Origin of the sequence: Nocardia takedensis NBRC 100417 (assembly GCF_000308695.1) — a bacterium.
In the GTDB taxonomy this organism is placed as follows: domain Bacteria; phylum Actinomycetota; class Actinomycetes; order Mycobacteriales; family Mycobacteriaceae; genus Nocardia; species Nocardia takedensis.
Genome location: NZ_BAGG01000115.1, coordinates 114,493 through 126,852 on the forward strand (window position 1 = coordinate 114,493; position 12,360 = coordinate 126,852).

The 12,360-nt window shown below is 68.5% G+C and carries 11 protein-coding genes; 7 read left to right on the top strand and 4 right to left on the bottom strand.

Annotated elements, in window-relative coordinates; genetic code table 11:
• Positions 1–126: 126 nt before the first annotated feature.
• Both ON30_RS24835 and ON30_RS24840 read left to right on the top strand, forming a co-directional pair.
• Complete coding sequence (locus ON30_RS24835; protein WP_040710610.1) at positions 127–882, top strand: DsbA family protein; 756 nt, start codon at positions 127–129, stop codon at positions 880–882.
• Positions 879–1,445: a vitamin K epoxide reductase family protein gene (locus ON30_RS24840; protein ID WP_051029936.1), complete on the top strand. Its 567-nt coding sequence runs from the start codon at positions 879–881 to the stop codon at positions 1,443–1,445. Before ON30_RS24835 ends, ON30_RS24840 begins: the two co-directional genes overlap by 4 nt.
• 1 nt (position 1,446) lies before the next feature.
• Here the strand turns inward: ON30_RS24840 and ON30_RS24845 are convergent, their stop codons facing one another.
• Complete coding sequence (locus ON30_RS24845; protein WP_040710611.1) at positions 1,447–2,580, bottom strand: S1C family serine protease; 1,134 nt, start codon at positions 2,578–2,580, stop codon at positions 1,447–1,449.
• Between the two features lie 117 nt (positions 2,581–2,697).
• Here ON30_RS24845 and ON30_RS24850 point away from each other — a divergent pair, with 117 nt between their 5' ends.
• The 4 genes from ON30_RS24850 to ON30_RS24865 all read left to right on the top strand — a co-directional run bounded on the left by ON30_RS24850 (position 2,698) and on the right by ON30_RS24865 (position 5,813).
• Positions 2,698–3,750, top strand: coding sequence for an NAD(P)-dependent alcohol dehydrogenase (locus ON30_RS24850; protein WP_040710612.1), 1,053 nt, complete (start codon positions 2,698–2,700; stop codon positions 3,748–3,750).
• A gap of 119 nt (positions 3,751–3,869) precedes the next feature.
• Positions 3,870–5,108, top strand: coding sequence for an AI-2E family transporter (locus ON30_RS24855; protein WP_083911647.1), 1,239 nt, complete (start codon positions 3,870–3,872; stop codon positions 5,106–5,108).
• A gap of 19 nt (positions 5,109–5,127) precedes the next feature.
• The gene (locus ON30_RS24860; protein WP_040710613.1) at positions 5,128–5,496 is read left to right on the top strand and encodes a type II toxin-antitoxin system RelE/ParE family toxin; all 369 of its coding nucleotides are present in this window, start codon (positions 5,128–5,130) and stop codon (positions 5,494–5,496) included.
• Complete coding sequence (locus tag ON30_RS24865; RefSeq protein ID WP_040710615.1) at positions 5,493–5,813, top strand: helix-turn-helix domain-containing protein; 321 nt, start codon at positions 5,493–5,495, stop codon at positions 5,811–5,813. Before ON30_RS24860 ends, ON30_RS24865 begins: the two co-directional genes overlap by 4 nt.
• Before the next feature lie 66 nt (positions 5,814–5,879).
• On the opposite strand, the gene metE is transcribed toward ON30_RS24865, so the two are convergent.
• From metE to aceA, 3 genes are all read right to left on the bottom strand, one after another.
• Positions 5,880–8,180 (bottom strand): 5-methyltetrahydropteroyltriglutamate--homocysteine S-methyltransferase, encoded by a 2,301-nt coding sequence (metE, locus tag ON30_RS24870; protein WP_040710616.1) that lies wholly within the window; start codon positions 8,178–8,180, stop codon positions 5,880–5,882.
• A 98-nt stretch (positions 8,181–8,278) separates the two neighbouring features.
• Positions 8,279–9,148 carry a 3-hydroxybutyryl-CoA dehydrogenase gene (locus ON30_RS24875; RefSeq protein ID WP_040710617.1) on the bottom strand — a complete coding sequence of 290 codons (870 nt, stop codon included), beginning with the start codon at positions 9,146–9,148 and terminating at the stop codon, positions 8,279–8,281.
• 341 nt (positions 9,149–9,489) lie between these two features.
• Complete coding sequence (aceA, locus tag ON30_RS24880) at positions 9,490–10,779, bottom strand: isocitrate lyase (protein ID WP_040710618.1); 1,290 nt, start codon at positions 10,777–10,779, stop codon at positions 9,490–9,492.
• Between the two features lie 433 nt (positions 10,780–11,212).
• Here aceA and ON30_RS24885 point away from each other — a divergent pair, with 433 nt between their 5' ends.
• Entirely contained in the window at positions 11,213–12,358 is a 1,146-nt protein-coding gene (locus ON30_RS24885; RefSeq protein ID WP_040710620.1) for a lipase family protein, read from the top strand.
• Positions 12,359–12,360: the final 2 nt, after the last annotated feature.

The following is a 12,360-nucleotide window of genomic DNA, read 5'->3' on the forward strand; positions in this document are numbered from 1 at the left end:
GATGGGCCCCGTGCGCCGACGCCGTGGCTTCCCGGGCGTTCCCTCCGCCGGACGCCGAGAACCCGAACTACCATCGGGACGGCAGGCGCGACCGGGCAGGCGAGCGAAAGGTGTGGTGAACGCGCGGTGAGCAGGAATCCGGCTGGACGGAAGACCCCGAGTGTCCTCACGAAAGCGAACAAGGCCGACCGCAATCGCCGCATCGCGATCCAGGTCGGCGTGGCCGCGGTCCTGGTCGGCCTCGTCGCCGCGATCGGCATCAGCATCGCGCTGAAGAACTCCGACGACGACGGCACGGGCCCCGTTCCCAGCATCGCCGCCCCGTCGAACGCGGCCGGGGTCACCGGCACGGTCACCGACAGCGGCGCGGTCCGCATCGGCAAGCCGGAGGCCAAGGTCACCGTGCGCGTGGTCGCCGACCTGCAATGCCCGGCCTGCAAGGCGTTCGAGGCGGCCAACGAACAGACGCTGTCGCAGGCCGTGAACAGCGGCACCGCGGCCGTCGAGTACAACATCATCTCCTTCCTCGACAAAGCCAGCACCAACCAGTACTCGAGCCGCGCCGCGAACGCCTCCTACTGCGTCGCCCAGGCCGACCCGAGCAAGTACCAGACCTGGATCGCCACCATGTTCGAGCGCCAGCCCGCCGAGGGCGGCGCCGGTCTGACCGACGACCAACTGATCGAGATCGCGAAATCGGTCGGCTACACCGACGAGGTCGCGAGCTGCATCACCGACAAGACCTACGCGAAGTTCGTCACCTCCACCACGCAGCAGGCCTTCGACAGCGGCGTGGACTCCACGCCGACGGTCTACGTGAACAACGAGAAGATCAACCCGGCCAACCTGGCCCAGGCGATCACCGCCGCGAGCGGACAGTGATCGACGCACCGCCCCGCTCGGCGTGGCTGCTGCTGCTCGGCGGCCTCGCGGGCTGGCTGGCCTCGGTCGCGCTGACCGTGGAACGCTTCAAACTGCTCACCGACCCCGGCTACCGACCCTCGTGCAGCATCAACCCGATCCTGTCCTGCGGATCGGTGATGGTCACCGACCAGGCCGCGGTCTTCGGATTCCCCAACCCGCTCATGGGCGTGGTCGGGTTCTCGGTGGTGGTCACCCTGGGCGTGCTCAGCGTGGCCGCCGTCCGCTTCCCGCGCTGGATCTGGGGCGGGCTGTGGTTCGGGCTGCTGCTCGGCGTCGTGTTCATCTGCTGGCTGATCTTCCAGAGCCTCTACCGCATCAACGCGCTGTGCCCGTACTGCATGGTCGTGTGGGCGGTGACGGCCCCGCTGCTGGCGGTGGTCACCGGCGTGCTGTGGAACGGCCACCGCGGACCGCTCGGCATCCTGGCCGAATGGCGCTGGACCCTGGTCGCGCTGTTCGTCGCGATCGTGCTGGTCCTGGTGTTCCTGCGGTTCCAGGACTACTGGCTGTCGCTGGTGTGACTCAGTTGGGCGCGCCCAACCCCAGGGTGACGTCCACGTCGCGGCGCACACCGTCGGTCCCGAGCACCGTCAGCCGCACCACCTGATCGGGTCGGCGCAGGTTGATGGCCACCCGCAGCGCCCGCGCGCTGGTGATCGCCTCCTCGTCGATGCCCACGATCACCTCCCCGTCGCCCAGTCCGGCCGCGTAGGCCGGGGAACCGCGCAACGAGACGTCCACGCGGGCCCCGGTGGGCACGGCATCGGAGATCAGCACACCCAACGTGGCCGTCGGGCCGATGTGGACGGTGTCGGTGGGCAGTCCCGAGCGGATCTGCTCGACCACCCGCATGGCGGTGTCGATCGGCACCGCGTACCCGTTGGGCTCCTCGCCCGCCGCGCGCTGCGGTTCGCCCGAGGCCGCCGTCACCACGCCGACCACCGCGCCCCAGCGATCGGCCAGCGCGCCGCCGGACTGCCCGGAACTGACCGGTGCGGCCACCTCGAGCATGTTGGTCAGCGCCTTGCGGGTCAGATCGGCGGCGTTCAACGCGACGATGGTGCTGTCGACGTCGGTGATGGTGCCCCCGATCGCGGTCGGCGGCCCGCCGGTGCCGCCCGCGTTGCCGATGGCCAGCACCTCGTCACGGATCCGCACCGCCGCCGAACTGCCCATCCGCGCCACCGCGAGGCCCTGCGCGCCCGCCAGCGCGATCAACGCGATGTCGGCGGTCGAGTCGTAGCCGAGGACGGTGGCCCGGTAGACCACACCGTTGCCGACGTCGGTGACCGTCACCGTGTCCGCGCCTTTGACCACGTGATGGCTGGTCAGCACCTGTCCGTCAGCGCTGAGCACGATGCCCGTCCCCGCGGACCCCGACCCCAGCGGACGCGAGGAGGTGCTGATGTTGACCAGGGCGGGCTGCACGAGCGCGGCCACGGCCGCCGAGTCCAGCGGCGGCAGCGGTTCCTGGGTGACGGGGGCGACGACGCTGCCCGCCCCGCCGAAGGAGGCGAAGCCGGGGATCTCCCCGCGATAGCCGAGGAATGCGGTCGCGGCCAGGACGGCGGCGACGATCAACGCCAGCACCCGACCCGCACCCCCCGGCGTGTCGGGCCGGAGTGGATCGGTAGCGGAGTATCGTTGCTCGTCCATCGCTCTCCCGCCGTCGATTGATGACCGGATTCCATTGTGACCACGAATCCGGCGCGTGCGGACGACTCCGCGAACTCCGCTTGGCAAACCGGCCGATGCGACGGTAGGCATGTACGCATGAGTAGTGCCGCCGCGTATGCCGTATCCGCTCCCGACGGGGCCTTCGAGAAGGTCACCATCGAGCGCCGTGAGCTCGGCCCGCACGACATCCTGATCGATGTCGCCTACGCGGGCATCTGCCATTCCGACATCCACACCGCCCGCAACGAGTGGGGCGGCGCGAAATACCCGTGCGTGCCCGGGCACGAGATCGCGGGCACCGTCGCCGCGATCGGCACGGCCGTCACCAAGCACGCCGTCGGCGACCGGGTCGGCGTCGGCTGCATGGTGAACTCGTGCGGGGTCTGCGCCTCCTGCCTGGCCGATCAAGAGCAGTACTGCCTGCGCGGGGCCACCATGACCTACAACACCGCCGTCGATCCCGAAGTGCAGGCCGAGGGCCACACGATGGGCGGCTACTCCACGCAGGTGGTGGTCACCGAGGATTTCGTGCTCGCCATCCCCGAAGGCATCGGCCTCGACGTCGCGGCCCCGCTGCTGTGCGCGGGCATCACCCTGTTCTCGCCGCTGCGCCACTGGGGTGCGGGGCCGGGCAAGAAGGTCGCGATCATCGGCATGGGCGGCCTCGGACACGTCGGGGTGAAGATCGCCGCCGCGATGGGGGCCGAGGTCACCGTGCTCAGCCATTCGCTGAGCAAGCAGGAGGACGGCAGACGCTTCGGCGCCCAGCACTACTACGCCACCTCCGACAAGCAGACCTTCCGCGAACTGCGCGGCCGCTTCGACCTGATCCTCAACACCGTCTCCGCCGACCTGCCCATCGACAGCTACATGCGCCTGCTCGGCCTGGACGGCACGCTGGTCATCCTCGGTCTGCCGGAGAACCCGCTGAGCGTGCGGTCGTTCACCGTCGCGGGCTTCCGCCGCTCGCTGGCCGGGTCGATGATCGGCGGCATCGCCGAGACACAGGAGATGTTGAACTTCTGCGCCCAGCACGGGATCGGGGCCGAGATCGAACTGATCTCCGCCGACGAGATCGACAGCGCCTACGAACGCGTCGTGGCCAGCGACGTGCGCTACCGGTTCGTCATCGACGCCGCCACGATCTGAGCCCGCCGTAGGGGCGCTGCCCAACCGGCACGCCCCCGCGGTGGGGTGATGACACCGACATCGCCCGACGACGCGCGCGGCCCACGTGCATCGGGGTCCGCGATGGGTACGTTGACCTCGTGCCCGAGGATGCCGCCGCCACACCGCCCGTCGACCCGGCCCGGTCGACCGGGTCGGACGCGGCCGAGAACCCCCGCTACGCCGCCGATCCCACCGCCGCCCCGCCGCCGTGGCTGCTGCGCGCGTTCCTGCTCGCGGCGGCCACCGTGGCCGGGCTCATCGCGGGATTCTGGGTCCTGCAACGACTCCAGGGCCTGCTCACGGTGCTGCTGGTGTCGCTGTTCCTGGCCTTCGCGATCGAACCGGCGGTCAACTGGCTGGCCGCGCGCGGGGTCAAGCGCGGACTCGCCACCGGCATCGTCTTCCTCGGCCTGCTGCTGATCGCGATCGGCTTCGTCTGGACGCTCGGCGCGCTGCTGGTCGACCAGGTGACCACGCTGGTGCAGAACGCGCCCGAATACGCCGACCAGGTCGTCGACTGGTTCAATCACACCTTCGACCAGGACATCTCGGGCACCGACATCCAGAAGTACGCCACCGAGTGGAGCGACAAACTCGAGGGCTACCTGGTCGGTCTGGCCGAGAACGCCTGGGGCATCGGCACGGCCGCGATCGGCGCGCTGTTCCAGGCGCTGGGCGTGTTGCTGTTCACCTACTACTTCGCCGCCGACGGCCCCCGCTTCCGGCACGCCGTCAGCTCACTGCTGCCGCCGAGCCGGCAACGTCACGTGTTGCGCGCCTGGGACATCGCGGTCGACAAGACCGGCGGTTACATCTACTCGCGCGGCCTGCTCGCGCTGTGCTCGACCATCGCGCACTACGTCGCGCTGCGCGTACTCGACGTGCCCTCCGCGTTCGCGCTTGCCCTGTGGGTGGGGGTGGTGTCCCAGTTCATCCCCACCGTCGGCACCTATCTCGCGGGCGCGCTCCCGGTCATCGTCGCCCTCGTACAGAGCCCCGCCACCGCCCTGTGGATCCTCGGCTTCATCGTGCTCTACCAGCAGTTCGAGAACTACGTCCTGCAACCCCGCATCACCGCCACCACCCTGGACATGCACCCCGCCGTCGCCTTCGGCGCGGTCCTGGCAGGCGTCGCCCTACTCGGCGCGACCGGCGCCTTACTGGCCATCCCCGTCACCGCCACCGTCCAAGCCTTCGCCGGCGCCTACATCCGCCGCTACGAAGTCAAAGACACCACCGCCACCCCACCCCCACCCCGCCGCACCCTCCTCTCCCGCCTCGCCAAATTCGCCGGCCCACGCGAATCGAGACCGATACCACCGGATTCGAAAGTATAGGATTTGCTATAGTTCACTCGTGGGTCAGTGGGAGATCTACCAAACCGACGATATCGCCGCCTGGATGGCCGAACTGCGGTGGACCGATCCGATCTCGGCCGAACGGGTCGAGGCGGCGGTCGACGTGCTCGCCGAACACGGACCCACCCTCGGTCGCCCGCTGGTCGATACCCTGACAGGTTCTCGCCTGGCGAACTTGAAAGAGTTGCGTCCCCGACAGACGATGATTCGCGTGTTGTTCGCCTTCGATCCGTGGCGGTCGGTCATCCTGCTCACCGGCGGCGACAAATCCGGCTTGTGGACGAGCTGGTACGAGCACGCGATTCCGTATGCCGAAGAACTCTTCGCGGCGTATCTCAAAGAGCGGACGGAGGAGGAACAGCGATGAGCGAGTTCACCAAGTGGGACCGCGACGGCTATCGACATCGTGTGGGCGAGGAGGAAGCCGCCCGGCGACGTCGCGCGATCATGGCGGAACAGTGGGGCCATCAACTCGCCGAAGAGCGGAAACGCTTGGGCTTCACCCAGGCCGGTCTGGCCGACATCATGGGTGTCAGCCCGGGTCGGGTGTCGCAGATCGAGCACGGCGAAGTGGCGACAGTCGAAGCTCTCGCCGCATACGTTTCCGCATTGGGTGGAAAACTGGAGTTGCTGGTGGACATCGGAGGACATCTGCTGAGAATGCCGACCGGCCCAGCCGCCTGAGCGTTTTCCGACTCTCGCTTTCCCGCCTCGCCCTGAATCGGACGAGGCGGGAAGGCGTGGCGCAAACTAATCCTTGGTGGCGCGGCGGCGGACGCGGCGGGCGGCGGCGACCAGGTTGCGCAGGGAGGGTTCGAGTTGCCAGTAGTGGCGGGTCTTGAGGCCGCCGTCGGGGTTGGCCCACAGGTATTGCGGGGTGACGGCTTCGGCTGCCGCCGTGAGCAACTCGTCTAGTTCGTCGATGTCGGGGATGCGGGCCGAACGGCTCTCATAGACGCCGGGGCCGACGCCGTGGGTGAGGCCGCGGCCGGAGGCGTAGTCCTCGGTCAGGGCTTCGAGCACCCATTCGATCGAGCGGGTCGCGACGATCGCGGTGACGTCGGCGTCGAGTTCCTCGATCGCCTGCACCACGTCCGCGCGGCCGGAATAGCCGATGTGGGTGTGGATCTGGGTCGCCGGACCGACACCGGAGGTCGCCAGGCGGAACGCGGCCACCGCCCAGCGCAGGTATTCGGGGCGGCCGTCGGGGCGGGCGGGCAGCAGTTCACGGATCGCGGGTTCGTCCACCTGGATGATGGCGATGCCCGCGCGTTCCAGATCCACCACTTCGTCCCGGATCGCCAAGGCGACCTGGTCGGCGGTCTCGTAGAGCGGTTGGTCCTGACGCACGAAGGACCGGGCGATCATCGTCACCGGGCCGGTCACCATGCCCTTGACCGGCTTGTCGGTCAGCGACTGCGCGTAGCTGATCCACTCCACCGACATCGGCGCCGGCCGTGACACGTCACCGTAGATGATCGGCGGGCGCACACACCGCGACCCGTACACCTGCACCCACCCGAAACGGGTGGTCGCGAAACCGTCGAGCAGTTCGGCGAAGTACTGGATCATGTCGTTGCGTTCGTGTTCGCCGTGCACGAGCACGTCCAGGCCGATGTCCTCCTGCAACCGGATGGTGGCCTCGATCTCGGCCTCGATCCGCTTGCGGTACTCCTCGTAGGACAGTCGGCCCGCGCCGAGGTCGTGCCGGGCCTGCCGGGCGCGGCCGGTCTGCGGGAAGGACCCCAGCGTGGTCGCGGGCACCACGGGCAGGTCCAGCCGCTCCTGCTGGGCGGCGCGGCGCACCTCGTAGGGCTCGCGTTCACGCATACCGGGGGTGATCGCGTAGACCCGTTGGCGCACAGCGTGTTTCTGCTTGAAGTGCACTTCGGTCGGCCGCTTGCGCCACTTGTCCGACGGGCCCTCGGTCAACGCCTTCGCGAGCGAGACCACCTCGCCCACTTTCTGTTTCGCGAACGCCAACCGGTCGGCGACATTGCCTTCGATGTCGTATTCGGCGAGCACGTCGTAGGGCACGTGCAGCAGTGTGGTGCCGGTGGAGACCACCAGATCCGGGCACACCGCGGCCAATTCGTTCAAGTAGTTCAGCGTCACGTAACGATCCGCGCGCCACACGTTGCGCCCGTTGATGACGCCCGCGTAGAGCCGCTTGCGGCGGATGCCGGGGATCTTCGCCAGATCTTCCGCACGCATCCGGTGGGTGGCCAGGTCCAGGCCGACCGCCTCGACGTTGGTGCCCGCCAGGATGGTCAAGGCTTCGCCGAAATCGCCGTACTGTCCGGTGACCAGAATGCGCGGACGCAGCGGCGCCTTGGATAGTCGCTGGTAGGCGCGCTCGAAGGCGGCCAACTCGGCCGGCGTGCGCTCACTGGTGTAGGCGGGCTCGTCCAACTGCACGCAGGTCGCGCCGCGCTTGGCGAGCACCTCGAACAGTTCCTCGTAGACCGGCAGCAACCGATCCAACAGCCCGAGGGTGTCGAATTCGGTCTCACCGGGCACCTGCCCCGCCTTGGACAGCAGCAGCAGCGAGGCCGGACCCAACACCACCGGCCGCAGTTCGATCCCCCGCGCCATCGCGCGGTCGAATTCGTCGAGCAGGGCCTGCGGGTGCAGGGAGAACTCGGTGTCGGCGTCGAGTTCGGGCTGCCGGTAGTGGTAGTTGGTGCCGCAGTAACGCACCAATTCCAGCGGCGGCAGGTCCGGCCTGCCGCGCGCCATCAGGAAGTAGAAGTCCAGCGGGTCCAACTCGCCGCGGTGGGCCGCGAAACGGGACGGCACCGCGCCGAAGAGCAGCGCGTTGTCCAGGACGTGGTCGTAGAAGGAGAAAGTGTTGCCGGGGACCTGGGTCAGTCCGGTCGCGGCCAGCTCGCTGAACTGGCGATCCTGGATGTCACGGCCGACCGCGAGCAGGTCCTCCCTGCCGAGCGCCCCGCGCCAGTACGCCTCGAGCGCCCGCTTCAGTTCGCGGTGCGGACCGATCCTCGGGTAGCCGAGGATGCTGCTGCCGTATCCGTCGGTCGCGTTGACCATGTCTCTCCCTTTCGATCCCGGCTCCCCGCCGGTTCGAGTCTTACCAGCGCACCGCTAGCAATCGGATCACGTCCGGGCGCGCGTCGCACGCACCGGCATCAAGCCCGGTACTGGTAGAAGCCCGCGCCGGTCTTCTTGCCGAGCAGGCCGGCTTCGACCATGCGCATGAGCAGCGGCGGGGCCGAGTACAGCGGTTCCTTGAATTCGGTGTACATCGAGTCGGCGATCGATTTCACGGTGTCGAGGCCGACGAGGTCGGTCAGCGCCAGCGGACCCATGGGGTGCGCACAGCCGAGCACCATCGCCTTGTCGACGTCTTCCTTCGTGGCGAAACCGGATTCGACCATGCGGATCGCGGAGAGCAGGTAGGGGACGAGCAGGGCGTTGACGACGAAGCCGGAGCGGTCGGCCGAACGGACGACTTGCTTGCCGAGCACTTCGCCCGCGAAGGCGATGGCCCGCTCGGACACCGATTCGGCGGTCTTGAGGGTGGTGACCAGTTCGACCAGCGGGAGCACCGGCACCGGGTTGAAGAAGTGCATGCCGACCACGCGCTCGGGGTTGGCGGTGGCGACGGCGATCTTCATGATCGGGATGGAGGAGGTGTTGGAGGCCAGCACCGCGTCCGGGTCGGTGACGACCTTGTCGAGTTCGGCGAAGATCGAGGTCTTCACCTCTTCGTTCTCGAGCACGGCTTCGACGACCAGTTGGCGGTCGGCGAAATCGCCGAGGTCGGAGGTGAAGCGCAGTCGCCAGGCGGCCTGTTCGCGTTCACGCTCGGTGATCTTGCCGCTGGACACGCCGCGGTCCAGCGACCGCAGGATCCGGGCGCGCCCCGCGGCGGCCAGTTCCCTGGTCTGTTCGTAGACGAGTACGTCGACGTGCGCGCGGGCGCACACCTCCGCGATGCCGGCACCCATCTGTCCGGCTCCGATGATTCCGACGCGCTGAATCTTCTCGCTGCTCACGTCCCGCTCCTGCTGTTCGTTGTGACTGGTCGGGTTGGCCTGCCGGCCCAAGGGATAGGGATGCCCTCCTCGCCGGGGCTGCGGCGAGGAGGGCGGTACACCCCTACTGGCGTAGGAGATCGTGCGGTCGAAACCACCCAGCGCCGGGGCGCTGTAGAACTGTCACCGCACCGAGGTGCGGACCTCGAAACGACACCGACACCGGTATCGCCCGAGGGGTTTGCGGCCGTCTCGCGTTCCAGTGGGCGAAGCGCATGCGCCGAAGGCGCGAGTCTCGCCCGCTGGAACGCGAGACACCAGGGGCCGCAAACCCCGCGTCGCCGAAGGCGACGCCATTCAACTCAGTGGAACTGACCTTCTTCGGTCGAGCCCTTCAGGGCCGCGGTCGAGGTGTTGGGGTCGACGGTGGTGGCGATGGTGTCGAAGTAGCCGGCACCGACCTCGCGCTGGTGCTTGATCGCCGTGAAGCCACGCTCGGCGGCGGCCTTGAACTCGCGCTCCTGCAGGTCGACGAAGGCGGTCATGCCCTCGCGGGCGTAGCCGTAGGCCAGGTCGAACATGCCGTAGTTGAGCGAGTGGAAGCCGGCCAGGGTGATGAACTGGAACTTGAAGCCCATGGCGCCGAGTTCACGCTGGAACTTGGCGATGGTGGCGTCGTCCAGGTGCGCCTTCCAGTTGAAGGAGGGCGAGCAGTTGTAGGCCAGCAGCTGGTCCGGGAATTCGCCGCGGACGGCCTCGGCGAACTTGCGGGCGACCTCGAGGTCCGGCACGCCGGTCTCCATCCAGATGAGGTCGGCGTAGGGCGCGTAGGCCTTGGCGCGGGCGATGCAGGGCTCGATGCCGTTCTTCACACCGAAGAAGCCTTCGGCGGTGCGGGTGCCGTCGAGGAATTCGCGGTCGCGCTCGTCCACATCGGAGGTGATGAGGGTGGCGGCTTCGGCGTCGGTGCGGGCGATGATGACCGAGGGGACGTCGGCGACGTCGGCGGCCAGGCGCGCGGAGGTCAGGGTGCGGATGTGCTGCTGGGTGGGGATGAGCACCTTGCCACCGAGGTGGCCGCACTTCTTCTCCGAGGCGAGCTGGTCTTCCCAGTGCACACCGGCGGCGCCTGCGGCGATCATGGCCTTCTGGAGTTCGTAGGCGTTGAGCGCGCCACCGAAGCCGGCTTCGGCGTCGGCGACGATCGGGGCCAGCCAGTTCGACACCGAGGTGTCGCCTTCGACCTTGGCGATCTCGTCGGCGCGCAGCAGCGCGTTGTTGATGCGACGCACGACCGAGGGCACCGAGTTGGCCGGGTACAGCGACTGGTCGGGGTAGGTGTGGCCGGATAGGTTGGCGTCACCGGCGACCTGCCAGCCCGACAGGTAGATGGCCTTGAGGCCGGCGCGGACCTGCTGCACGGCCTGGTTGCCGGTGAGGGCGCCGAGGGAGTTGATGTAGTCCTCGTTGTTGACGAGGTCCCACAGGATCTCCGAGCCGCGCCGGGCGAGGGTGGCTTCTTCGACGACGGTGCCCTGGAGCTTCGACACCTGGTCGGCGGTGTAGTTGCGGGTAACGCCCTTCCAGCGCGGGTTGGTGTCCCAATCCTGCTGGATTTCCGCGGTGGTCTTCGGGGTGCCGGTGGTCGACATCTCTGACTCCACTTCCTTCGGTCGGTCTGGTTGCCGCTGTCCCGAGATTTCCGCTCGGACTGCTGTGTCGGCAATTCGCAGGCTTGCTATGCCCTTGGGGTGTACTTCCACACGATTGCACACCCAGAAATGGCCGTCTACCTGTTGCTACTGTGAATCGAAGCTAGGTTTCACAGCCGGTTTGCCAACTTTGCGAAATTTGCCATTGAATTGCAAGCATGTTTCCTACTCGTCGGTAGCCCTGACGTGGGATTTTTACGTTACGGTCGTACTGTTTGAGAGCGGCCCCGACGGTGGCCAACCCACCCTCGACGCCGACCGCTTGTGAGGACGTTCACAAGTAGGGGCAGCCGCCTGCTGTGTGCGCCGGGCCACATCCGCGGCCCCCGGTGCGCCACGATGGACCGAACCGGACACACCGAACAGGAGCCCCATGCGACCTCTGCGCCCCGCCGTGATCGCCACCGCCACGATCGCCGCCGCCACGATCGGCCTGCCGAGCGCCTTCGTCCCCGCCGCGAGCGCCGACCCGGGCACGGTCGTCGCGATCGAACCGCTCTCGCCCGCCGCCATCCTCCCGGGATCGGTGAACTCCGCGCGACTGCGCTACGAGACGACCACCGTCGGCGAGGCGTCGACCACCGCGAGCGCGGCCGTCTGGTTCCCGCCGGGCGAGGCCCCCGAAGGCGGCTGGCCGGTCATCGCGTGGGCGCACGGCACCGTCGGACTCGGCGACGACTGCGCCTACAGCGTCGCCGGACCGGGCGAGGTCGAGCGGGACTGGTCCTACCTGGGCACCTGGCTGGACCAGGGCTACGCGATCGTGGCCGCCGACTACGCCGGGCTCGGCTCGCCCGGCGAGCACCCGTACCTCAACGGCCGGGTCGAGGCGCACAACGTGGTCGACGCGGTGAAGGCGGCCGAGCGGCAGTACCCCCAGTTGTCGAACAAGTGGGCCGTGGTCGGCCAGTCCCAGGGCGGCGGCGCGGCCGTGTTCACCGCGCGCTACGCCACCGAATTCGGCGGACCCGAACTCGACTACCGCGGCGCGGTCGGCACCGGCGTCCCGGCCTACATCGAGGACATCCTGCTACCGCTGGGTCCGGGCGTGCCGCCGATCGCCCTGGGCCCGCACACCACGGCCTACGTCTTCTACATCCTCAACGGCCTGCGCGCGAGCTACCCCGACCTGGACATCGAGTCCTACCTCACCCCGTCGGGCCGCTACTGGCTCGAACGCGGTCGCACCGCCTGCCTCGAGCAGTTCGGCGACGAATTGAGCGCCGCGGGCGTGATCGTCGGCGACCAGTTCAGCCGCCCGTTGGCGCAGATCCCGGACCTGCTCGGCGTCCTGACCCGCACGATGGGTCTGCCCGAATCCGGCTTCGACCGCCCGCTGTTCCTCGGGCAGGGCCTGCGCGACACCGACGTCATCACCCCGGCGACCCTGCTCTACGCCGAACGCCTGCGCGCCAACGGCCAACCGGTCACCCTGCACACCTATCCCACCGACCACAGCGGCACGGTCAACGCCTCCCTGGTCGACTCGCTGCCCTTCGTCCAGCGCCTGTTCGCCTGACC